The sequence below is a fragment of the Leclercia barmai genome (assembly GCF_049312895.1).
GTDB classification, from domain to species: Bacteria; Pseudomonadota; Gammaproteobacteria; order Enterobacterales; family Enterobacteriaceae; genus Enterobacter; species Enterobacter barmai.
In genome coordinates, this window is record NZ_JBMNWZ010000001.1 from 373,191 (window position 1) to 396,144 (window position 22,954).

Sequence of the window (22,954 nt, forward strand, 5' to 3'; positions counted from 1 at the left end):
CGCGTTCCCCATGGCTCCGTTCCCGAATGGGTGAGGAGGCGGCAGGATGTCGCCCGCAGTCTGCGAAAACCTCTCGATCCTGAGTCAGTACGCAGCGCATGGCATGGTTATTTAATGTTCGCGCTTCCCACAGCGCGCCCATACGCTATTGCAAATGAAAATAGTTATCAATAATATTATCGATATTGTTTATCTTTAATCAAAAAAACAGAACAGTTCATGGGGTTAAATCGGTGACGACGCTGGAGACGGGAAGTGATGCCTGGTGGCAGTCGAAACAGGGGCCCGAAGGGGTGCGGGAAGGGGACCATTATCGGGTGACGTTTTACTGGCGCGACCCGAACGGCACGGAACAGACCTCGCCGCTGAAAAGGGTGTGGCTCTACATCACTGGCGTGACCGATCACCACCACAACGCCCGCCCGCAGACGCTGGTGCGCATCAGTGGCACCGACGTCTGGCAATGGCAGGGCGAGTTCAGCCCCAACTGGCGCGGCAGCTACTGTTTTATCCCCTCTGAACATGATGACGACTTTGCTGATGCGGTGTTTGCCACCGACCCGCCGGACCGCATGGCCCTGCGCGAAGGCTGGCGCAAACTGCTGCCAAAGGCCATCGCCGATCCACGCAACCGGCAGCACTGGCGCGGCGGACGCGGCCACCCGGTCTCGGCGCTCGAAATGCCCGAAGCACCGCTCCAGCCCGGCTGGGATCGCCCCGATACGCCGTATCAACCTGCTCAGTGCATTACCTGGCAGAGCGCAAAACTCGGCAACACCCGCCGGGTGTGGATCTTCACCACCGGCGAACAGACCCCGCACAAACGCCCGCTGGCGGTGCTGCTCGACGGCCAGTTCTGGGCCGAGAGCATGCCGGTGTGGCCTGCGCTCACGGCGCTCACCCTTGATGGCCAGCTGCCGCCTGCGGTCTACGTACTTATTGACGTCATCGATACCGCCCATCGCACCCGCGAACTGCCCTGTAATCCCGATTTCTGGTTCGCCGTTCAGGATGAGCTCCTGCCGCAGGTGCAGGCGCTGGCCCCGTTCAGCGAGCGGGCCGATCGCACCGTTGTCGCCGGGCAGAGCTTCGGCGGCCTCTCCGCCCTGTATGCCGGGCTGCACTGGCCGGCGCGCTTTGGCTGCGTGCTCAGCCAGTCGGGATCCTTCTGGTGGCCGCATCGCGGTGGTCAGCAGGACGGGGTGATTATCGAACAACTTAAAAACCAACAACTTTCAGCGCAGGGACTGCGCATTGTCCTTGAGGCGGGGCGACGTGAACCGCTGATTTTTCGCGCCTGTGAGGCGCTTTATGCCGGGCTACAGCAGACACAGCAGCCGGTTTTCTGGCGTCCGGTGGACGGCGGCCATGATGCACTTTGCTGGCGGGGAGGGCTGACGCAGGGGCTGATGACTCTCTGGCAGCCGCTTATTCAATAACGGAGTCTGGTATGGAATTCAGTAACCCCTTCGACGATCCGCAGGGTCTGTTCACTATTGTGCAAAACGCCCAACAGCAGTACAGCCTGTGGCCGCAGCAGTGCGCCTTGCCCGACGGCTGGCGCGTGGCCTGTGAGCCGCAGTCGCAGGAAGCCTGTCAGCAGTGGCTTGCCGCGCACTGGCAAACCCTGATCCCGGCCCATTTTGCACAGGTGAAATCATGAGCGCACAACATCCTCTCGTGGCCGCCCAGCCGGGGATCTGGATGGCGGAACAGCTTTCCGACCTGCCCAACGCCTGGAGCGTGGCCCACTACGTCGAACTGACCGGCCCGGTTGATGCCCCCCTGCTGGCGAAAGCGGTGGTGGCCGGGATGATGCAGGCCGACACCCTGCGCACCCGCTTTAGCGAAGATAACGGCGAGATTGGGCAATGGGTGGACGACAGCCTCATCCTGCCGGAACCGCACATTCTCGACCTGCGCGCCGACGGCGATCCGCACGCGGCAGCCCTGGCGGTTATGCACGCCGATCTCAACCAGAACCTGCGCGTCGACAGCGGTCAGCCCCTGGCCTTCCATCTGCTGCTTCAGGTGGCGGACAACCGCTGGTACTGGTATCAGCGCTATCACCATTTAGTGGTGGATGGCTTCAGCTTCCCGGCGATTACCCGCCAGATCGCCGCCATTTATCGTGCCTGGCTGAAAGGCGATGCTACGCCGGATTCACCCTTCACGCCCTTTGCGGAGGTGGTGGAGGAGTACCAGCGCTATCGCGACAGCGAGGCTTATGCGCGCGACGGCGCGTTCTGGGCGGAGCAGCGCAAACAGCTCCCGCCGCCGGTCTCGCTCTCCAGCGCGCCGCTGCCGGGGCGCGCCGCCACGACCGACATTCTACGCCTGAAGCTGACCGCCGATCGTCACGCCTTCAGCCAGCTGGCAAACGCCAGCCAGAGCCAGCGCACCGACCTTGCGCTCGCGCTGGTGGCCCTGTGGCTCGCCCGCCTGACCGGGCGCATGAACTACGCCGCCGGGTTTATCTTTATGCGCCGGATGGGCTCCGCGGCGCTCACCGCCACCGGCCCGGTGCTGAACGTGCTGCCGCTGGCGGTGAACATCAACCCGCTGGAGACGCTGCCGGAGCTGGCCCAGCGCCTGGCCGGACAGATGAAAAAGATGCGTCGCCATCAGCGTTACGACGCCGAGCAGATCGTCCGCGACAGCGGGCGTGCCGCCAGCGACGAGGCGCTGTTCGGCCCGGTGTTTAACGTCAAGGTCTTCGACTATCAGCTGGATATAGACGGCGTACAGGCGGTGACGCACACCCTCGCCACCGGTCCGGTGAACGACCTGGAGATGGCGCTGTTCCCGGACGAGCAGGGCGGGCTGAGCATTGAGATCCTCGCCAACAAGCAGCGTTACGATGAGGCCACCCTGGTGCGCCACATCGAGCGCCTGCATGGCCTGCTGGCGCAGTTTGCCGCCAACAGCGATCTGCGCTGCGGCGAGGCCGAAACCGTATCAGACGACGAATACCGCCTGCTGCAGAACATCAACCAGACGGCGGTTCCGCTGCCGCTCACTACCCTAAGCACGCTGGTGGCGGAGCAGGCGGCGAAAACCCCGGACGCCCCGGCGCTGGCCGATGCGCACGTTGAACTCTCTTACCGCCAGATGCGCGAGCAGGTGGTGGCCCTGGCAAACCAGCTCCGGGAGCGTGGCGTGAAGCCCGGCGACAGCGTGGCGGTGGCACTGCCGCGCTCGGTATTCCTCACCCTGGCCCTGCACGCCATCGTCGAAGCGGGGGCCGCGTGGCTGCCGCTGGATACCGGTTATCCCGACGATCGCCTGCAGATGATGCTCGAGGACGCGAAGCCGTCATTGCTGATCACCACCGACGACCAGCGCCCGCGCTTTGACCATCTGTCAGTAACGATTTTTAGTTACAACACACTATTACCTGCTGCGGACTCTGAACCTCTGCACCTGAGCAGGCCGGAACAGACCGCCTATATCATCTTCACCTCCGGCTCGACAGGGCGGCCGAAAGGGGTGATGGTCGGCCAGACCGCCATCGTCAACCGCCTGCTGTGGATGCAAAACCACTACCCGTTAACCGCCGAAGACGTGGTGGCGCAAAAAACGCCGTGCAGTTTTGACGTCTCGGTATGGGAGTTCTGGTGGCCGTTTATCGCCGGGGCGAAGCTGGTGATGGCCGAGCCGGAGGCGCACCGCGATCCGCTGGCGATGCAGGATTTCTTCGCCAGATACGGCGTCACCACCACCCACTTTGTGCCGTCGATGCTGGCGGCTTTTGTCGCCTCGCTGACCCCGGAAAACGTCGCCTGCTGCGCCAGACTGAAACAGGTGTTCTGCAGCGGCGAAGCCCTGCCGACCGAACTGTGCCGGGAGTGGGAGCAGCTTACCCATGCCCCGCTGCATAACCTGTATGGCCCGACCGAAGCGGCGGTGGACGTTAGCTGGTATCCGGCGTATGGCCCGGAACTGGCGGCGGTTACGGGCAACAGCGTGCCGATTGGCTTCCCGGTGTGGAACACCGGCCTGCGTATTCTGGATGCGATGATGCGCCCGGTGCCGTTCGGCGTGGCGGGAGACCTCTACCTCACTGGCATCCAGCTGGCGCAGGGCTATCTGGGCCGTCCGGATCTGACCGCCAGCCGCTTTATCGCCGATCCCTTTGTCCCTGGCGAGCGCATGTACCGCACCGGGGACGTCGCCCGCTGGCTTGACAACGGTGCGGTGGAATATTTAGGCCGCAGCGACGATCAGCTCAAAATTCGCGGCCAGCGCATTGAGCTCGGAGAAATCGACCGGGCGATGCTGACCCTGCCGGACGTGGCCCAGGCGGTGACTCACGCCTGCGTCATCAACCAGGCGGCGGCTACCGGCGGCGATGCCCGTCAGCTGGTGGGCTATGTGGTCTCGGAGTCGGGCCTGCCGCTGGATCGCGATGCGCTGCTGGCGGCCCTGAAAACCCAGCTGCCGCCGCACATGGTGCCGGTGGTGATTTTGCAGCTGAGCGCATTGCCGCTCAGCGCCAACGGCAAGCTGGATCGCAAGGCGCTGCCGCTGCCGGAACTGACGGTTAAAGCCCAGGGGCGTGCCCCGGAAACCGATGCCGAATGGACCATTGCCGCCGCGTTCTCGGCCCTGCTGGGGTGTGAGATCAACGACATCGAGGCGGATTTCTTTGCACTCGGCGGCCACTCGCTGCTGGCGATGCGTCTTGCTGCCACCCTCAGCCGCCACTTTGCCCGTCAGGTAACGCCCGGCCAGGTGATGGTGGCCTCGACGGTGGGCAAGCTGAGCGCTCTGCTGAGCTCAGAGATGAGTGACGAGCAGGCGCAGCGTCTGGGCTACGAGACCATCTTGCCCCTGCGTGAAAGCCACGGCCCGACGCTGTTCTGCTTCCATCCGGCCTCCGGTTTTGCCTGGCAGTTCAGCGTGCTGGCCCGCTACCTGAGCCCGCGCTGGTCGATCACGGGTATCCAGTCGCCGCGACCGGGGCCGATGCAGCACTGCGCGACCCTGGACGAGGTGATCGAGCAACATCTGGCGACGCTCCGCGCGCAACAGCCGCACGGGCCATACTATCTGTTCGGCTATTCGCTGGGCGGCACGCTGGCGCAGGGCATCGCCGCGCGTCTGCGGGCACAGGGAGAGGCCGTGGCGTTCCTCGGCCTGCTCGATACCTGGCCGCCGGAGACGCAAAACTGGTCCGAGAAAGAGGCTAACGGTCTGGATCCGGAAGTATTAGCGGAGATCGAGCGTGAGCGGCAGGCGTTTCTCGCCGCCCAGCAGGGTCAGGCGTCCGGGGAGCTGTTCAGCGCCATCGAGGGTAACTACGGCGATGCGGTACGTCTGCTGACCACGGCGCACAGTTCATCGTTTGACGGCAAAGCGACGCTGTTCGTCGCCGAACGCACGCGAACCATGGATCCGCATAAAGCCTGGGCAACCTGGGTGGAAGAGCTTGAGGTGTATGCTCAGGACTGCGCCCACGTGGATATCATCTCCCCGCAGGCATTTGAGCAGATAGGGCCGGTGCTGAAGGAGATTCTGGGGTAGTTTCCCCTCACCCTAACCCTCTCCCCATAGGGGAGAGGGGATCGCACGGAGCCGTCTTTTCACCCTCGCTCCTTTGGGGAAGGAGCGCACGGAGCCGTCTTTTCACCCTCGCCCCTTTGGGGAAGGAGCGCACGGAGCCGTCTTTTCACCCTCGCCCCTTTGGGGAGAGGGCCGGGGTGAGGGGATCAGACCGCACGTTTCCCCAGCGGCACCACCAGCGGGGTACCCGCCACCGGATCGTCAATAATCATGCAGCGCATGCCGTAGATCCGCTCGATCAGCTCGGGGGTAACAATCTCTTTCGGCGCACCTTCCGCCACAATCTTGCCGTCGCGCAGGGCGATCAGATGCGTAGCATAGCGGCAGGCCTGGTTCAGGTCATGCAGCACTGCCGCCAGGGTAAAGCCCTGCGTGCGGTTCAGATCGCTCAGCAGTTCCAGCAGGTCAATCTGATGGCTGATATCCAGCCAGGTGGTCGGCTCATCCAGCAGCATGATCGACGTCTCCTGGGCCAGCACCATCGCAATCCACGCCCGCTGACGCTGTCCGCCGGAGAGGGTGTCGACACTTTGCGCCGCCAGGTCGGTAATACCGGTCGCCTGCATCGCTTTGGTGACCGCCGCCTCATCCTCTTTACGCCAGCGGGTAAAAAGCGGCTGATGCGGATAGCGCCCGCGCGCCACCAGCTCCTGCACGGTGATATCCCCCGGGGTGGTGGCGTTTTGCGCCAGCAGCCCGATCCGGCGCGCCACCTCTTTGCTGGCAAAGCGCTGGATCTGCTCCCCGTCGAGAAACACGTTGCCGTGCAGCGGCGTCATCAGACGGCTCAGGGTGCGTAACAGCGTCGATTTTCCACAGCCGTTGGGGCCGATAATGGCGGTGAAGTGGCCATCGGGGATCGCCACCTGCAAATTCTCAGCCACGGTTTTTTTACCGTAGCCGAGGGTCAGATTTTCGCCGCGCAAGCGGGTTGCAGTCTCTGTCATTTCTTGCGGGACTCCTGAACAAGCAAGACGATAAGGTAGATCCCGCCAAGACTGACGGTCACAACGCCCACCGGAAGTTGATACGGCATAAACAGCTGCTGGGCGCAGAGATCCGCCGCCAGCAGCAGCAGCGACCCGCACAGCGCCGACTGGGTTAACCCCCAGCGGGCGGTGCCGCTCAGACGGCGGGCGATGTGCGGTGCGACAAGGGCAATAAAGGAGATCGGCCCGGCGATAGCGGTGGCCGCAGCCGTTAACACCACCGCCACCAGCATCAGCATCAGACGCGAACGCTCGACGCTGACCCCCAGCGCACAGGCGCTGTCGTCGCCCATCTCCAGCAGGCGCATGCGCTTCACCAGCAGCAGGGCGCAGATAAACATCAGCACGATCAGCGGGGCGGCGGGCAGAGTTTTGGCCCACGTCAGGCCGTTGAGCGACCCGGCGAACCACAGCCCGGCCGAGAGCGAGGTCTCCAGCGAGGCCTGCAGCAACAGCCAGGTGTTAAACGCCATCAGCATGGCGCGCATGCCGATACCGATGATGATCAGGCGGAAAGTTTCGATCCCGTCGCGCCAGGCCAGCGCCCAGACGACAAGCGAGGTCAGAATGCCGCCCGCCATCGCCGCCAGGGTAATGGCCGTCAGATGCTGACCAAACAGCACCATCGCCACCAGCACGCCGCTCCAGGCCCCGGTGTTAAAGCCCATCACGTCCGGACTGCCGAGGGGGTTGCGCATCAGCGACTGGAAAATCGCGCCGCTGATCCCAAGCGCCGCGCCCACCAGCAGCGCCATCGTCACTCGCGGCAGTCGCCATTCGTTGACCAGCATGGTGATATTGCGCGGGGCACTGCCGGTCAGGGCATCGAGCACCTGAGTGAAATCAAGTATCACCGCGCCACTCTTAAGGCTCAATATCGCCACGCCGAGGCTGACCAGCACCAGCAGCAGGCAGCTGAAAACTAAACGTCGGGACGGGGCCATCACAGGGCACCTCCGCGCTGGCGGCGAACCAGGAAGATCAGCACCGGCGCGCCGATAAAGGCGCTGACCACCGAGACGCGCAGCTCACCGGGCACCAGCAGACGCCCGAGAATATCGGCAAACAGCAGCAGGGCAGGGGTGGCGAGCAGCGTGACCGGCAGGGACCAGCGGTGATCGGCCCCCACCAGCCAGCGCGCCATGTGGGGCATCATCAGTCCGATAAAGGCGATGGGACCCACCACCGCCGTGGCGCTCCCGCACAATACGGTGATGGTCAGCAACCCCAGCAGCTGGGTGCGCGCCACGCGACTGCCCAGGGCGGTGGCCGTGTCGCTGCCGAGGCTCAGGCTGTTCAGCGCCCGGCTTAACAGCAGCGCCACGGCGGCGGCAATCAGCACCGGCACGCTTACCACCTGCAGGGTTTGCAGGGTGCGGATATCCAGCGACCCCGCCTGCCAGAAGCGCAGCTGGTCGTAAACGTCCGGATTAAGCAGGGCGATGCCGTTGGAGAGGCCGTCCAGCACCGCGCCCAGCGCCACGCCCGCGAGCGTCAGGCGCACCGGGCTGAGCTGGCCCCCGCCCTGGCTGCCGGTAAAGGCTACCAGCAGGGAGGCGGCAAAGGCGCCGCACAGGGCCATCACCAGCTGTTCGCCGGGGGAGGAAAAACCAAACAGCGCCGCGCCCAGTACGATGGCGAAGCTCGCCCCGGCGTTGACGCCGAGAATGCCGGGATCGGCCAGCGGATTGCGGGTCAGGGTTTGCATTAACGCCCCGGCGAGACCGAGGGCGGCACCGGCCAGCAGCCCGGCGAGGGTACGCGGCAGGCGTGCATCCCGCACGATAGTGCAGTCGGCGCTTTGACAGGTGGCGGAGAAGGCATCGACCACCACCGAAAACGGCAGCGGTTTGGCACCCACCAACAGACTGAGGGCGATCGCCAGCGTGAGCAGTAACAGTAAGCCGGGCACGGCAACGGCGCGTGACGCGGAAAGGGAGTACGACATAGCAACATCCATGATTTGATAATGATAGTAATTATCGTTATCTATCTTATTTAGCTATGTTAGCATGTGCGGCCATGGAATTGGTACAAAAGAAACCATTAAGGCTTTGTAATGACCCGACAATCCTGGCTGCTCAATCTGAGCCTGCTGAAGACCCATCCGGCGTTTCGTGCTGTTTTTATTGCCCGTTTTATCTCCATTTTATCCCTTGGCCTGCTCGGCGTGGCCGTACCGGTCCAAATCCAGATGATGACCCACTCCAGCTGGCTGGTGGGGCTCTCCGTCACCCTGACCGGCGGGGCGATGTTTATCGGCCTGATGGTGGGCGGGGTGCTGGCGGATCGCTACGAGCGTAAGAAGCTGATCCTGCTGGCCCGCGGCACCTGCGGGGTGGGATTTGTCGGCCTGTGTCTGAACGCCATGCTGCCGGAACCGTCGTTGATCGCCATTTACGCCCTCGGCCTGTGGGACGGCTTTTTTGCCTCCCTTGGGGTAACGGCGCTGCTGGCGGCGACGCCTACGCTGGTGGGGCGCGAGAATCTGATGCAGGCGGGGGCGATTACGATGCTCACCGTGCGTCTGGGATCGGTGATCTCGCCGATGGTCGGCGGGCTGCTGCTCGGCACCGGGAATGTGGCCTGGAACTACGGTCTGGCGGCGGCGGGCACCTTTATTACCACCTTAACCCTGCTGCGTCTGCCTTTACTGCCGCCTCCGCCGCAGCCGCGTGAACATCCGCTGAAATCCCTGCTGGCGGCGATCCGTTTTCTGTTCAGCAATCCGCTGATCGGCGGCATCGCCCTGATGGGCGGCCTGCTGACGATGGCGAGCGCGGTGCGGGTGCTCTATCCGGCGCTGGCGCTGGAGTGGCAGATGAGCGTGTCGCAGATCGGTCTGCTGTATGCCGCCATCCCACTGGGCGCGGCCTTTGGTGCGCTTACCAGCGGCAATCTGGCGCAGAGCGCGCGTCCGGGGCTGATTATGCTGCTGGCGACCCTGGCCTCGTTTATCGCCATTGGCTTCTTTAGCCTGATGCCGGTCTGGGCGCTGGGCGTGGTCTGTCTGGCGCTGTTCGGCTGGCTGAGCGCGGTCAGTTCGCTGTTGCAGTACACCCTGATCCAGACCCAGACCCCGGAAGCGATGCTCGGGCGCATCAACGGCCTGTGGACGGCGCAGAACGTCACCGGCGATGCCATTGGTGCGGCGATCCTGGGTGGCCTGGGGGCGATAATGACCCCGGTGGCCTCGGCGAGCAGCAGCGGATTTGTGCTGGCGTTAGTGGGAGTGATGTTGCTGGTGGTGCTGGCGGAGTTGCGCCGGTTCCGGCAGGAGCCAATGGTTATTGAAAAGGTGTCATAGCCCGATTTTGTAGGCCGGATAAGGCGAAGCCGCCATCCGGCAAAAGCGCCCGGCGGCGCTTCGCTTGCCGGGCCTACGGGTTGGGAGCCCTTTATTTGAAAAGCGTCTCTAAACGTTCTAACACCCGCGTCGCACTGAAATAATCCAGACGGAAAGTCTCTGTGCCCAGCGCCCAGACGCGCTTGTTTTGCACCGCTGGCAGATGGGCCAGCAGCGGGTTGGCGTAAATCGCATCCACGTCCTTTTGGTCGCCGGCAAACAGGAACAGCCCTTCGCCGTTCAGCCCGGCGGCCAGGTTTTCCCCCCCTAACTGCACGATGTCGTGGCGCTTGCCCTGGCTCTGGGACGGGTTCAGCCCGGCGGGCAGGGTGGCAAGGGAGAAGCCCAGCTGTTGCAGCAGCTTGCCCTGCGCCGATTCGGCGGTCCACAGGTTGGCACTGTGGGCGGCGGCGGTGTAGACGATGGCGTTGACCGGCTGCGGCGGCAGCTTCATCTGCTGCTTCACTCGGGCGAGCTGCTTATCGAACTCGGCAATTCGGGTTGCAGCCTGCTTCTCCTGGCCGGTAATGGTGCCGAGCTGGGTCAGCAGCGCCTGCCAGCTTTTGTCGTCGTAATTGATGATAAGCGTCGGGGCGATGGCGGAGAGCTGATCGTACAGCGCGACGGCAGAATCGCCCCCGGTGGCGCTGATCAGGATCAGATCCGGCATCTGGGCGGCAACGGCTTCTGCGCTCGGCTCGCCGATATAGAGCCGCGCCAGCTTACGCTGTTTCGCGATATCGCCCCACTGGCGCAAAAAGCCCCGATCGTCCGCGACGCGGTTGTTTGGCGTGGTAGCACCGCTGGCGACCACCGGGGCGTCAATCGCCAGCAGGGAGCCGGTAAGGGTCACGCTGGTGGAGACAATGCGCGTCGGTTTGCTCTCCAGAGTGTGCGTTCCACGGCTGTCAGTGACCTGACGCGGCCAGTCGGCGGCGACGGCTGAGGTTAATCCTGAAAGTAAAAGGCTGATTAAAAGCAGGGTGTTACGGCATGCGGCGGGCAGTTTCACTAAGGGGCATCCTGTTTTTGTTGAAGTTAATGCTTCTCATTTTCATGAATGAGGCGCAGGGATGCAAGCGATAGTCGCACAAGTTGCGCGCTCTGCGGTTGACACCATCGCGCTCTGGGATTAGGTTAGCCAGCGAAAATATAAATGATAATAATTCTTACTGCTTTTATCATTTCAGGAGGATGATATGGATACGTCACTGGCTGAGGATGTTCAGCACACCGCGACCCGGCTGCAAAAAGACAGCTTCTTTTTTATGTCGCCTTATCGCAGTTTCACCACGTCTGGCTGTTTTGCCCGCTTCACTACCCCTGCCGTCAACGGCGACGATCCGGCGAGCGCGTTTCAGCAGCAGCTGGCGCAGGCCTTTGCCGATGCCAAAGCCGCCGGGATTGCTAACCCGGTGATGGTCGGGGCCATCCCGTTCGATACTCGTCAGCCGTCGTCGCTGTTTATCCCCCAGCAGTGGCAAAATTTTGCCCGCCCGGCGCGCCAGCAGTCTGCCCGCTATGCCGCCCGGTCGACGCCGCTGACGGTGAAATCCCGCACCGAGATCCCGGCGCAGTTAGCCTTTGAGGATATGGTGGCCCGCGCTGCCGCCCTGACCGCCACCCCGCGCGTCAACAAAGTGGTGCTTTCCCGGCTTATCGACATTGCGACGGCGGAGAACATCGACAGCAGCGCGCTGCTGGAAAAACTGATCGCCCAGAACCCGGCCAGCTTTAACTTCCACGTCCCGCTGGAGGACGGCGGGGTGCTGCTGGGGGCGAGCCCGGAGCTGCTGCTGCGTAAAGAGGGAGCGCACTTTAGCTCTCTGCCGCTGGCCGGTTCCGCGCGTCGTCAGCCGGATGACATTCTCGATCGCGAGGCGGGCAACAAGCTGCTGGCCTCGGAAAAAGATCGCCACGAACACGACCTGGTCACCCAGGCGATGAAAGCGGTGCTGGCTCCGCGCAGCCATCAACTGACCATGCCGGCGTCTCCGCAGCTGGTCACCACGCCGACCCTGTGGCACCTGGCTACCCCGGTGGAAGGCGAGGCGCGCGAGCACGAAAACGCCCTGACCCTGGCCTGCCTGCTGCACCCGACCCCGGCCCTGAGCGGCTTCCCGCACCAGGCGGCGAAAGAGTTGATTGCCGAGCTGGAGCCGTTCGACCGCGAGCTGTTCGGCGGCATCGTCGGCTGGTGCGACAGCGAAGGCAACGGCGAGTGGGTGGTCACCATCCGCTGTGCGCGCATTCAGGCCAACAGCGTGCGCCTGTTTGCCGGTGCCGGGATTGTTCCGGCCTCTTCGCCGGTGGCCGAATGGCGCGAAACCGGCGTGAAACTGACCACCATGCTCAACGTTTTTGGCTTGCACTAAGGATTAAACATGACCCTTCCCTTTACCCGCTGGCCCGATGATTTTGCCCGCCGCTATCGTGAAAAAGGTTACTGGCAGGATCTGCCCCTGACGGACATTCTGACCCGTCACGGCGACAGCGAGGCGCTGGCGCTTATCGACGGCGAACGCTGTATCACCTATCGCCAGTTCCGGCACGCCGTCAATAACCTCGCGTCTGCGCTGCAGGCAAAAGGGATCAAGCGTGGCGAAACCGCGCTGGTGCAGCTGGGCAACGTCGCCGAGTTCTACATCACCTTTTTCGCGCTGTTGCAGGTGGGCGTGGCCCCGGTAAATGCGCTGTTCAGCCATCATCGCAGCGAGCTGAATGCCTACGCTTTGCAGATCAAACCTGCGCTGCTGATTGCCGACCGCGAACATGCGCTCTTTGCCGGCGACGATTTCCTGAACACCTTTGTCGATCAGCACCGCTCCGTGCGCCTGGTGTGGCTGCGCGGTGATGAGGGGGAACACGCCCTGGAGGCGGCCATTGACCGCCCGGCGGAGAACTTTATCGCCACCCCGACCCCGGCGGACGAAGTGGCTTTCTTCCAGCTTTCCGGCGGCAGCACCGGCACGCCGAAGCTGATCCCGCGCACCCACAACGACTACTACTACAGCATCCGTCGCAGCAACGAGATCTGCGGTATCACCGCTCAAACCCGCTACCTGAACGCGCTGCCTGCGGCGCACAACTTCGCCATGAGCTCCCCGGGCACTCTCGGGATCTTTATGGCCGGGGGCTGCGTGGTGTTGGCTCACGATCCGAGCGCCACGCTCTGCTTCGGGCTTATCGAAAAGCATCAGGTTAACGTCACCTCGCTGGTGCCGCCTGCGGTCAGCCTGTGGCTGCAGGCCATCAGCGAAGGGGCGGGTAACGCACAGCTGGCGTCGCTGGAGCTATTGCAGGTTGGCGGGGCGCGGCTTTCCGCAACGCTTGCGACCCGCATTCCGGCCGAGATTGGCTGCCAGCTCCAGCAGGTGTTTGGCATGGCCGAAGGGCTGGTGAACTACACCGCGCTGGACGATTCGCCGGAGCGCATCATCAATACCCAGGGCCGCCCGATGTGTCCGGATGATGAAGTGTGGGTGGCCGATGAGCACGGCAATCCGCTGCCGCGCGGCGAGGTGGGGCGTCTGATGACCCGCGGGCCGTACACCTTCCGCGGCTATTTCAACAGCCCGGAACACAACGCCAGCGCCTTCGATGAGAACGGCTTTTACTGCTCCGGGGATCTGATCGCCATTGACGAGCAGGGCTACATCACCGTCCAGGGGCGCGAGAAAGATCAGATCAACCGTGGCGGGGAGAAGATTGCCGCCGAAGAGGTGGAAAACCTGCTGTTGCGCCACGAATCGGTGATCCACGCCGCGCTGGTCAGCATGGAGGACAGCCTGCTGGGCGAGAAGAGCTGCGCATATCTGGTGGTGAAAAAGCCCCTGCGTGCGGTCGAGGTGCGCCGCTTCCTGCGCGAGCAGGGCGTGGCTGAATTCAAGCTGCCGGATCGCGTGGAGTGCCTGGAGGCACTGCCCCTGACGCCGGTAGGCAAAGTCGATAAAAAACAATTACGCCTGTGGCTGGCCGAACGGGCGCAGGGCTGAGGAGCAAGACGATGGCAATTCCAAAATTAACCGGTTACGCGCTGCCAGGCGCGGCAGATCTGCCGACCAATAAAGTGAGCTGGACGCTGGAGCCTTCCCGCGCGGCGTTGCTGATCCACGATATGCAGGAGTATTTCCTCAACTTCTGGGGCGATAACTGCCCGATGATGGCGCAGGTGGTGGCGAACATCGCCCGCCTGCGCGACTACTGCAAGCAGCAGGGCATTCCGGTTTACTACACCGCCCAGCCGAAAGAGCAGAGTGATGAAGATCGCGCCCTGCTGAACGACATGTGGGGGCCGGGCCTGACCCGCTCGCCGGAGCAGCAGCGCATTGTCGCACAACTGACGCCGGATGAGGCCGATACCGTGCTGGTGAAGTGGCGCTACAGCGCGTTTCACCGCTCGCCGCTGGAGCAGATGCTGAAAGAGACCGGGCGTGACCAGCTGATTATCACCGGCGTGTACGCCCACATCGGCTGTATGACCACCGCCACCGACGCCTTTATGCGCGACATTCAGCCGTTCTTTGTTGCCGACGCGCTGGCGGATTTCACCCGCGACGAGCACCTGATGTCGCTCAAGTACGTGGCCGGTCGTTCCGGGCGCGTGGTGACCACCGACGAGCTGCTGCCGTCCATTCCTGCCTCGAAAGACGCACTGCGGGAACTGATCCTGCCGCTGCTGGATGAGTCCGACGAGCCGATGGATGACGAAAACCTGATCGACTACGGTCTGGATTCGGTTCGCATGATGGCCCTGGCGGCGCGCTGGCGCAAAGTGCATGGCGATATCGACTTCGTGATGCTGGCGAAAAACCCGACCCTGGATGCCTGGTGGGCGCTGCTCTCCCGCGAGGTGAAATGATGCTGGATTTCACGGGTAAAACCGTCTGGGTGACCGGGGCCGGAAAAGGCATCGGTTACGCCACCGCCCTTGCGTTTGCCGAGGCAGGGGCAAGGGTGACGGGCTTTGACGTCGCCTTCCCGCAGGCGCGTTATCCGTTTGCCACCGAAGTGCTGAACGTGGCTGACGCTGTTCAGGTAAACGAGGTCTGCGGGCGCGTGCTGGCGACGGTTGATCGCCTGGACGTGCTGGTTAACGCCGCCGGTATTTTACGCATGGGGGCAACGGACCAGCTGTCGCAGGACGACTGGCAGGAGACGTTTGCGGTCAACGTGGGTGGGGCGTTTAACCTGTTCCAGCAGACGATGGGCCAGTTCCGTCGTCAGCAGGGCGGGGCGATTGTCACCGTGGCATCCGACGCGGCGCACACCCCGCGCATCGGCATGAGTGCTTACGGCGCCTCGAAAGCGGCGCTGAAGAGCCTGGCCCTGACCGTTGGCCTTGAGCTGGCGGGCAGCGGCGTGCGCTGCAATCTGGTCTCGCCGGGCTCCACCGATACCGACATGCAGCGCACCCTGTGGGTAAGCGACGACGCCGAGCAGCAGCGCATTCGCGGCTTTGGCGAGCAGTTCAAGCTGGGGATCCCGCTGGGCAAAATTGCCCGTCCGCAGGAGATCGCCAGCACCGTGCTGTTCCTCGCCTCCGACCATGCCAGCCACATTACGCTGCAGGATATTGTGGTGGACGGCGGCTCCACGCTGGGGGCCTAGATGATCTGGAAACGTCATTTATCGCTGGAGGAGCTGAACGCCTCCAGTCAGAACACCCTGGTGGCGCATCTGGGGATCGTCTACACCCGTATCGGTGACGACACCCTGGAAGCAGACATGCCGGTGGATGCCCGCACCCATCAGCCGTTTGGTTTATTGCACGGCGGCGCGTCGGCGGCGCTGGCGGAGACCCTGGGGTCGATGGCTGGTTTTCTGATGACCCGCGACGGGCAGAGCGTGGTGGGAACGGAGCTCAACGCCACCCACCACCGGGCGGTATCGCAGGGGAGAGTGCGCGGAGTGTGTCACCCGTTGCACCTCGGGCGCACCAGCCAGAGCTGGGAGATCGTGGTATTTGACGAGCAGGGACGGCGCTGCTGTACCTGCCGGTTGAGTACGATGGTGTTGGGGTAGGTTCGGGGCTTTTTGCCGGGTGGCGCTGCGCTTACCCGGCCTACGGTTCGGGGATGTTGTTGCCGGGTGGTGCTGCGCTTACCCGGCCTACGGTTCGGGGATGTTGTTGCCGGGTGGTGCTGCGCTTACCCGGCCTACGGTTCGGGATGTTGTTGCCGGGTGGCGCTGCGCTTACCCGGCCTACGGTTCGGGGTGTTGTTGCCGGGTGGCGCTGCGCTTACCCGGCCTACGGTTCGGGGATGTTGTTGCCGGGTGGTGCTGCGCTTACCCGGCCTACGGTTCGGGATGTTGTTGCCGGGTGGTGCTGCGCTTACCCGGCCTACGGTTCGGGGTGTTGTTGCCGGGTGGTGCTGCGCTTACCCGGCCTACGGTTCGTGGGTGTTGTAGGCCCGGTAAGGCGAAGCCGCCACCGGGCACACAGCCGCACGATCGTTACAACATGGACACCACCCGCTTCAACAACCTGATCCGCGGCGCGATCGAGGCAATCTCCAGCCACTCCGCCGGGCTGTGGAATCCGGCACCGATCGGGCCAAAGCCGTCTAACGTCGGGATGCCCAGCGCGGCGGTATGGTTGGCATCGCTGCCGCCGCCCACCGCCTGCCAGGTTATGGCGATCCCTTCTTCGCGTCCGGCGTTTTCAACCTTCTGCATTAATGCCCGGGTGTCGTCGCTGGTGGCCATCGCCGGTTTGTGATTTACACGGGTGAGGGTGGTGGTGACTCCGTCAAGGAAGCCTTTCGCGCATAACCCCTCCAGCGCCTGATGCACCCGGTCATACTCGTCGTTTTCCCAGAAACGCACGTCCAGCTCGGCACTCGCGCTGTCTGCCACCACGTTGCCCGCGCTGCCACCCTGAATCACCCCGACGTTAAGGGTCGTGCCGCGATCCCAGTCGGTTAACCCGTTAATGGCAATAATCGCATTAGCCAGCGCCGTTATCGCCGAGCGGCCTTTCTCCGGGTCGTTACCCGCGTGCGCCGCCACGCCGCTGAAGTGCAGCTGGTAGCCCGCCATCCCTTTGCGGGCTTTCACCAGCGAGCCGTCGGCGCGCGCCGCTTCACACACCAGCACGCAGCGGGACCGTTTTGCCAGCTCGCCGATCCATTCGTGGGAGTGCACCGAGCCGGTCTCTTCGTCCGGGTTCATCGCCACGGCAATGGACAGCCGCGCTTTGTCAGCCGCGTCCAGCCCGCGCATCGCCCACAGAATATTCAGCAGGCCGCTTTTCATGTCGGAGACGCCGGGGCCGTACAGCCGTGTTTCATCCTGACTCAGCGGACGCGCTGCCGCCGTGCCCGGCGCAAACACCGTATCAAGATGGCCGACCAGCAGCACGTCAAACTGCGCCGCCTGCGGCTGGTTGGTGACAAATACGCCAGGGCCTACCTGGTTGCCGAGATCCACCTGCTCAGCATGCCAGCCTTCGGCCTGCCACAGGCGCTGCATAATGCCCGCCACCGTCGCGACGCCGTCGAGGGTTCTGGTGCCGCAGTCGACGTTGACCAGGGTTTTCAGCTCTTCAATGTAATGTTCAAGGTTCATGCGAGGTCCTTTTTCAGAGAATAATGCGCATCAGCAGCATGGCTAAGAAGGCGTTGATGACGGAGATGCCGATCATCAGCGGAATACGGGTGGCGCGGGTGCCAATCACCCCCAGAATGCGGCCGAGGTACTGCACCTGAGAGCCCATCAGGTAGATGGCCGGGGCGAGGATCGCCAGATGCTCGCCGGTGAGAATGCCTTTATCAAACAGGCCGATGGCGACCCCGATCCCGCCGCCCATCGACATCCAGCCGCCAATCAGCACCGCGGCGGCCTCGCCCGGCAGGCCGAACAGCCCCATCAGCGGGGCGAAAACCATCCCCAGTCCTTTTAACGCCCCGGTGATCTCCAGGGCTTTGATAATGATGAAAGCCATCACCACGTTCGGCAGGGTGCTGCTGGTGGCGATGCTCCAGCCCTTGCGGGCGCCTTCGACGAAGACGTCGGTAATAACAGGATTTGATTGTGGGGCGCTCATCAGGCTTCTCCTTGTGCCGGGGCAGAGGCGGGGGCTTTATTCTGGAATCTGACTATCAGGCGCATCATGTTGGCGCCGACGATTTTCATGATGAACATCACCCCGATACAGGCTCCGATGGAGGTCGGCACTGCCGCCGTACCGTCGATGGCCACCAGGGTGAAGAGGATCGCGCCGGACGAGAAGAAGTTGGTGATCATCGCCCCGGCGGAGAACTGGAACATGGCGAAAACGTCTTTTTCGTTCTCGGTGATCTGCCCCTCGTCGGCGAGGTTGCGGGTCAGCGATGCGCCCACGTCGGTGCTTTGCAGGCTGCCGATCATCGCCAGACCGGTGGTGCCCGGGATCCCCAGCAGCGGGCGCAGTAGCGGGGTCAGCAATTTACGCGCGGCACGCAGGGCACCGTAGTGCTCCAGGACGTTGATCATGCCGAGCGCAAACATCACCGCCGGGATAAGCCCGAGGGCAAACAGAAAACCATCCATCGCGCCGCTGCCGCCGGTGCCGCGAAAGGCACTGGTGGCGGTGGTTAAGGTGCCATCATCAAGACTCGCTTTACTCACCACCTTGCCAAACGCGCCGTTGAGGGTGGTGAAATCAAACACGCCGTACCACTCTTTACCGCCCAACAGGCCGGAGAAAAAAACGGCGGCAAACGCCAGAGCAAAATAGGCGCCGGGACCAACCTTGTACTCCTCAGGGTGTGAACTCTTCATTTCCTTTTCCTTGTTTATGTGAGGTCTCGCCTGGCTATTCTGGTGAGAAAGACCACAAAAAAACTGATGTAAATCATCCTGTAATTGCGGATAAGGGGAAATTTGCGCGAAGTGTGAAGTGGGTATTAAGCGAGACGGCGGGCGTACAGGGTGAAAGTGATCGGCTTAACACTGTTATGTAAATGACTGGTTGGATGTCTGTTTTTACGTGTAGTTGAGTTGTTAAATCTTAAGCGAGTGTTATAGATACAAAATGTAACATCTCACTTCTGCGATGATGGAAACCATATCATGAATAACTCAGGGAAATACTTCATATGGGCAGGGCTCTCCGTGGTGGGAGCCTTTGCGTTGGGCTATATCGCCCTCAACCGCGGTGAACAGATTAATGCGCTGTGGATAGTCGTCGCAGCGGTCTGTATCTATCTAATTGCCTATCGTTTTTACGGCAAGTTTATTGCCCGCAACGTGCTGTCGGTTGACCCGACGCGCATGACCCCTGCGGTGCGCCACAACGACGGGCTGGACTATGTGCCAACCGATAAAAAAGTGCTGTTCGGTCACCATTTTGCCGCGATTGCCGGAGCCGGGCCGCTGGTCGGGCCGGTGCTTGCCGCGCAGATGGGCTATCTGCCGGGGATGATCTGGATCCTCGCCGGGGTGGTGCTGGCCGGAGCCGTGCAGGACTTTATGGTGCTGTTCGTCTCCACCCGCCGCGACGGGCGTTCGCTCGGCGAGCTGGTGAAAGAGGAGATGGGCCCGACCGCCGGGGTGATTGCCCTGATCGCGACCTTTATGATCATGGTGATCATCCTCGCCGTACTGGCGATGATCGTGGTGAAAGCCCTGACCCACAGCCCGTGGGGAACTTATACCGTCGCCTTTACCATTCCGCTGGCGATCTTTATGGGCATCTACATTCGCTATCTGCGCCCGGGGCGCATCGGTGAAGTGTCGGTGATTGGCCTGTTCTTCCTGGTGTTCGCCATTATCTCCGGCGGCTGGGTGGCCGAGAGCCCGACCTGGGCGCCGTACTTTGACTTTACCGGCGTTCAGCTGACCTGGATGCTGGTGGGCTACGGCTTTGTGGCGGCGGTACTGCCGGTGTGGCTGCTGCTGGCCCCGCGCGACTACCTCTCCACCTTCCTGAAAATCGGCACCATTGTCGGGCTGGCGATTGGCATTCTGATCATGCGCCCGACCCTGACCATGCCTGCGGTGACCAAATTCATTGACGGCACCGGCCCGGTCTGGACCGGCAACATGTTCCCGTTCCTGTTTATCACTATTGCCTGTGGCGCGGTTTCTGGCTTCCACGCGCTGATCGCCTCCGGCACCACGCCGAAGATGCTGGCCAATGAAAATCAGGCCTGCTTTATCGGCTACGGCGGCATGCTGATGGAGTCCTTCGTGGCCATTATGGCGCTGGTCTCGGCCTGCATTATCGATCCGGGCGTCTACTTCGCGATGAACAGCCCGATTGCGGTACTGGCGCCTGCCGGTACGGCGGACGTGGTGGCGTCTGCGGCACAGGTGGTCAGCGGCTGGGGCTTTGCCATTACGCCGGAGACTCTGACCCACATTGCTAACGAAGTGGGCGAGCAGTCGATTATCTCTCGTGCGGGCGGTGCGCCGACCCTGGCGGTAGGGATGGCCTACATTCTGCACGGCGCGCTGGGCGGCCTGATGGACGTGTCGTTCTGGTATCACTTTGCGATCCTGTTCGAAGCGCTGTTTATCCTGACGGCGGTGGATGCGGGGACGCGTGCGGCGCGCTTTATGCTGCAGGATCTGCTGGGGGTAATCTCCCCGGGCCTGAAACGTACCGAATCGCTACCGGCTAACCTGCTGGCGACGGCGCTCTGCGTGCTGGCGTGGGGCTACTTCCTGCATCAGGGGGTAGTCGATCCGCTGGGCGGCATCAACACCCTGTGGCCGCTGTTCGGTATCGCGAACCAGATGCTGGCCGGTATGGCGCTGATGCTCTGCGCGGTAGTGTTGTTCAAGATGAAACGTCAGCGTTATGCCTGGGTGGCCCTGGTGCCAACAGCCTGGCTGCTGATCTGTACCCTGACCGCCGGCTGGCAGAAAGCCTTCAGCCCGGATGCGAAAGTGGGCTTCCTGGCTATCGCCAACAAGTTCCAGGCGATGATCGACAGCGGCAAGATCCCGGCGCAGTACACCGAATCGCAGCTGTCCCAGCTGGTGTTTAACAACCGTCTGGATGCCGGGCTGACCATCTTCTTTATGGTGGTGGTTGTGGTGCTGGCGCTGTATTCTCTGAAGACCGCGATGGCCGCCCTGAAACAGGACAAGCCAACGGCGAAAGAGACGCCGTACGAGCCGATGCCAGCCAACTATGAAGAGATTGTGACCCAGGCGAAAGGGGCGCATTAACCCGTGTGCCGGGTGGCGCTAGCGCTTACCCGGCCTACATTTTCTGTGAGATAAAAGAAATGTTCGACACCCTATCCAAAGCCGGTAAATATTTAGGTCAGGCAGCAAAGATGATGATCGGCGTGCCGGACTACGACAACTACGTCGAGCATATGCGCGTCAATCACCCTGACCAGACGCCAATGAGTTACGAAGAATTTTTCCGCGATCGCCAGGATGCGCGCTACGGCGGCAAAGGCGGGGCGAAGTGCTGTTAACCCTCTTTCGGTAAATACAGACTGATCTGTTCCTGCTTACAGCCATAAATGGCCGCCAGCTTTTCACGGGTGCGTTTTTGCGGGCGGGAGTCAACGGCTTCCAGCTGTGACACGGCGGACTGGCTGATGCCGAGTTTGTCGGCGACCTCCTGCTGGGATAAGCCGCGATGAATGCGCCAGGCCGCCTGCAGGCTGACATCCTGCCAGGTCATGATGCTGCACACCTCTCCGGGTAATTCAACGTCATCGTATATATCGTGCTCAATCTCTATATCTTCCAGATCGTCGTCTGTTTCGTCGTCGATTTCTGCCATCTGGAAACACATCCAAAGATATTCGTCATAAGGGATCACGGCGTACTGCGCGTTCCCTTCATCGTCCTTAATGATCTGAACAGCCATAGGGCACATCCTCCTCGTGCAGGTAGGTCGTTGTTGTTCTGCGTTTGACGGCTAAAACAATACATTCTTGATGGTGATTATCCTGAAGGCTAATGAAGATTCGATAATCACCTACTCGCAGACGGAAACGGTTCTCAGAAGCCGATATTTTCTTGATATCGGGTTGGGGAGCCGAGCGGTCATTCAGTTGGGCAAGTTTTGCTTCTATTCGCTGCCGATACCGGCTGTCGATTTTAGCGAGTGCCTTCTTTGCAGTCCGTGACCAAAAAATCACCATCCGTACCTCCACTGTACGCCCACACAAAATATAAGGAAATAATAAGACTATTAGATAAATTCCGAATTACTTATGGGCTACTGTAGGGCGGTGGGCAGGGCGAAAAAAGGGGCAGATAACGGTTCGTCGAGGCGGGTCGAAAACGCCTCTGCCAGAGAACAGAGGCTTACATCAGAACTGCGAGCGGGCATCAGGCGTTCAGCCCGCCGTCCACGTCCAGGCCGGTACCGGAGATCTGCCCGGCGGCGGGGCTGGCGAGAAAGGTTACCGCAGCGGCGACATCATCCGGCTGACCGTAGTGGCCGAGCGCAATAAGCTGACGCTGGGAGGCGGCCTGCTCGCCGTCTTCCGGGTTCATGTCACTGTTGGTCGGGCCGGGGTGGACCAGGTTAACGGTGATCCCGCGCGGGCCGAGGTCGCGCGCCAGCCCTCGGGTCAGCGAGTTGAGCGCCGATTTGGTCATGGAGTAGACGGCAATACCCGGCTGGGCCACGCGGTTAGCCAGACAGCTGCCAATGTTGATGATCCGCCCGCCGTCGGACATATGGACCAGCGCCTCCTGAATGGCGATCACCACCCCGCGAATGTTGACGTTGATAAGGGCATCAATATCCGCCAAGGTCATGGATTCCAGCGGGCCGCCGCGGGCGATCCCGGCGTTGTTCACCAGAATATCCAGCCCGCCAAGGCTGCGCGCCGCCTGGGTGACGGCGTCCTGAATCGCCTCTGCGCTGGCGCTGTCCGCCTGGATCGCCTCGGCGTGCCGCCCCAGCGACCGGATTTCATCCGCGACGGCCTGGGCTTTATCGGCGGATTTTTCATAGGTGATAACCACATCGGCACCCGCCCGGGCCAGCGACAGCGCAATGGCACGGCCTAACCCACGGCTGGCACCGGTAACCAGCGCCTTCTTACCTGTTAAATCGATCTGCATGATGACCTCAACTCAAGAGTGATGA

General features: G+C 62.3%; 21 protein-coding genes. 11 read left to right on the plus strand and 10 right to left on the minus strand.

What is annotated here, in order from left to right; genetic code table 11:
- The first annotated feature begins 233 nt into the window (after nucleotides 1-233).
- Genes fes through entF form a run of 3 tightly spaced genes read left to right on the plus strand, consistent with a single transcriptional unit; the run spans nucleotide 234 to nucleotide 5,526 of the window.
- A complete protein-coding gene (gene fes, locus ACOYA6_RS01690) occupies nucleotides 234-1,439 on the plus strand; it encodes an enterochelin esterase (RefSeq protein ID WP_039031413.1) in 1,206 nt (401 codons plus the stop codon).
- Between the two features lie 11 nt (nucleotides 1,440-1,450).
- On the plus strand, nucleotides 1,451-1,663 hold the full coding sequence (locus tag ACOYA6_RS01695; protein WP_039031412.1) for an MbtH family protein: 213 nt from the start codon (nucleotides 1,451-1,453) through the stop codon (nucleotides 1,661-1,663).
- A complete protein-coding gene (gene entF, locus ACOYA6_RS01700; RefSeq protein ID WP_422653924.1) occupies nucleotides 1,660-5,526 on the plus strand; it encodes an enterobactin non-ribosomal peptide synthetase EntF in 3,867 nt (1,288 codons plus the stop codon). The genes ACOYA6_RS01695 and entF overlap by 4 nt, the downstream gene beginning before the upstream one ends.
- A 185-nt stretch (nucleotides 5,527-5,711) precedes the next feature.
- On the opposite strand, the gene fepC is transcribed toward entF, so the two are convergent.
- The 3 genes from fepC to fepD are packed head-to-tail and all read right to left on the minus strand — an operon-like array spanning nucleotide 5,712 to nucleotide 8,502.
- Nucleotides 5,712-6,512 (minus strand): iron-enterobactin ABC transporter ATP-binding protein, encoded by an 801-nt coding sequence (gene fepC, locus ACOYA6_RS01705; RefSeq protein WP_422653925.1) that lies wholly within the window; start codon nucleotides 6,510-6,512, stop codon nucleotides 5,712-5,714.
- The gene (fepG, locus tag ACOYA6_RS01710) at nucleotides 6,509-7,498 is read right to left on the minus strand and encodes an iron-enterobactin ABC transporter permease (RefSeq protein WP_422653926.1); all 990 of its coding nucleotides are present in this window, start codon (nucleotides 7,496-7,498) and stop codon (nucleotides 6,509-6,511) included. The genes fepC and fepG overlap by 4 nt, the downstream gene beginning before the upstream one ends.
- Nucleotides 7,498-8,502 (minus strand): Fe(3+)-siderophore ABC transporter permease, encoded by a 1,005-nt coding sequence (fepD, locus tag ACOYA6_RS01715; protein WP_138369623.1) that lies wholly within the window; start codon nucleotides 8,500-8,502, stop codon nucleotides 7,498-7,500. Before fepD ends, fepG begins: the two co-directional genes overlap by 1 nt.
- A gap of 111 nt (nucleotides 8,503-8,613) precedes the next feature.
- Here fepD and entS point away from each other — a divergent pair, with 111 nt between their 5' ends.
- A complete protein-coding gene (gene entS, locus ACOYA6_RS01720; protein WP_422653927.1) occupies nucleotides 8,614-9,861 on the plus strand; it encodes an enterobactin transporter EntS in 1,248 nt (415 codons plus the stop codon).
- Nucleotides 9,862-9,952: 91 nt separating this feature from the next.
- Here entS and fepB read toward each other — a convergent pair whose 3' ends face one another.
- Entirely contained in the window at nucleotides 9,953-10,912 is a 960-nt protein-coding gene (gene fepB, locus ACOYA6_RS01725; RefSeq protein ID WP_138369621.1) for a Fe2+-enterobactin ABC transporter substrate-binding protein, read from the minus strand.
- 187 nt (nucleotides 10,913-11,099) lie between these two features.
- On the opposite strand from fepB, the gene entC reads away from it, so the two are divergent.
- Genes entC through entH form a run of 5 tightly spaced genes read left to right on the plus strand, consistent with a single transcriptional unit; the run spans nucleotide 11,100 to nucleotide 15,924 of the window.
- Nucleotides 11,100-12,275, plus strand: coding sequence for an isochorismate synthase EntC (entC, locus tag ACOYA6_RS01730; protein WP_039031405.1), 1,176 nt, complete (start codon nucleotides 11,100-11,102; stop codon nucleotides 12,273-12,275).
- A 9-nt stretch (nucleotides 12,276-12,284) separates the two neighbouring features.
- Nucleotides 12,285-13,895 (plus strand): (2,3-dihydroxybenzoyl)adenylate synthase EntE, encoded by a 1,611-nt coding sequence (gene entE, locus ACOYA6_RS01735; RefSeq protein ID WP_422653928.1) that lies wholly within the window; start codon nucleotides 12,285-12,287, stop codon nucleotides 13,893-13,895.
- Nucleotides 13,896-13,906: 11 nt separating this feature from the next.
- Complete coding sequence (locus ACOYA6_RS01740) at nucleotides 13,907-14,761, plus strand: isochorismatase (protein ID WP_039031403.1); 855 nt, start codon at nucleotides 13,907-13,909, stop codon at nucleotides 14,759-14,761.
- Nucleotides 14,762-14,763: 2 nt separating this feature from the next.
- The gene (entA, locus tag ACOYA6_RS01745) at nucleotides 14,764-15,510 is read left to right on the plus strand and encodes a 2,3-dihydro-2,3-dihydroxybenzoate dehydrogenase EntA (protein WP_422654496.1); all 747 of its coding nucleotides are present in this window, start codon (nucleotides 14,764-14,766) and stop codon (nucleotides 15,508-15,510) included.
- Nucleotides 15,511-15,924: a proofreading thioesterase EntH gene (gene entH / locus ACOYA6_RS01750; protein ID WP_422653929.1), complete on the plus strand. Its 414-nt coding sequence runs from the start codon at nucleotides 15,511-15,513 to the stop codon at nucleotides 15,922-15,924. It abuts the gene before it with no gap.
- Between the two features lie 432 nt (nucleotides 15,925-16,356).
- Here the strand turns inward: entH and ACOYA6_RS01755 are convergent, their stop codons facing one another.
- The 3 genes from ACOYA6_RS01755 to ACOYA6_RS01765 are packed head-to-tail and all read right to left on the minus strand — an operon-like array spanning nucleotide 16,357 to nucleotide 18,663.
- Nucleotides 16,357-17,469, minus strand: a complete 1,113-nt coding sequence (locus ACOYA6_RS01755) for a M20 family metallopeptidase (protein ID WP_422653930.1) — start codon at nucleotides 17,467-17,469, stop codon at nucleotides 16,357-16,359.
- Nucleotides 17,470-17,482: 13 nt separating this feature from the next.
- The gene (locus ACOYA6_RS01760) at nucleotides 17,483-17,947 is read right to left on the minus strand and encodes a YjiG family protein (RefSeq protein ID WP_039031399.1); all 465 of its coding nucleotides are present in this window, start codon (nucleotides 17,945-17,947) and stop codon (nucleotides 17,483-17,485) included.
- Nucleotides 17,947-18,663: a nucleoside recognition domain-containing protein gene (locus ACOYA6_RS01765; RefSeq protein WP_039031398.1), complete on the minus strand. Its 717-nt coding sequence runs from the start codon at nucleotides 18,661-18,663 to the stop codon at nucleotides 17,947-17,949. Before ACOYA6_RS01765 ends, ACOYA6_RS01760 begins: the two co-directional genes overlap by 1 nt.
- Before the next feature lie 291 nt (nucleotides 18,664-18,954).
- On the opposite strand from ACOYA6_RS01765, the gene cstA reads away from it, so the two are divergent.
- Both cstA and ACOYA6_RS01775 read left to right on the plus strand, forming a co-directional pair.
- A complete protein-coding gene (cstA, locus tag ACOYA6_RS01770) occupies nucleotides 18,955-21,060 on the plus strand; it encodes a pyruvate/proton symporter CstA (protein WP_422653931.1) in 2,106 nt (701 codons plus the stop codon).
- 59 nt (nucleotides 21,061-21,119) lie between these two features.
- Nucleotides 21,120-21,317 (plus strand): YbdD/YjiX family protein, encoded by a 198-nt coding sequence (locus tag ACOYA6_RS01775; protein WP_139564535.1) that lies wholly within the window; start codon nucleotides 21,120-21,122, stop codon nucleotides 21,315-21,317.
- On the opposite strand, the gene ACOYA6_RS01780 is transcribed toward ACOYA6_RS01775, so the two are convergent.
- From ACOYA6_RS01780 to ACOYA6_RS01790, 3 genes are all read right to left on the minus strand, one after another.
- Nucleotides 21,314-21,718 carry a helix-turn-helix domain-containing protein gene (locus ACOYA6_RS01780; protein WP_223074903.1) on the minus strand — a complete coding sequence of 135 codons (405 nt, stop codon included), beginning with the start codon at nucleotides 21,716-21,718 and terminating at the stop codon, nucleotides 21,314-21,316. The two genes, ACOYA6_RS01775 and ACOYA6_RS01780, sit on opposite strands and share 4 nt — an antisense overlap.
- A complete protein-coding gene (locus ACOYA6_RS01785; RefSeq protein ID WP_223074902.1) occupies nucleotides 21,699-21,995 on the minus strand; it encodes a type II toxin-antitoxin system RelE family toxin in 297 nt (98 codons plus the stop codon). Before ACOYA6_RS01785 ends, ACOYA6_RS01780 begins: the two co-directional genes overlap by 20 nt.
- 190 nt (nucleotides 21,996-22,185) lie before the next feature.
- Nucleotides 22,186-22,929, minus strand: coding sequence for an SDR family NAD(P)-dependent oxidoreductase (locus ACOYA6_RS01790; protein WP_039031393.1), 744 nt, complete (start codon nucleotides 22,927-22,929; stop codon nucleotides 22,186-22,188).
- Nucleotides 22,930-22,954 lie beyond the last annotated feature (25 nt).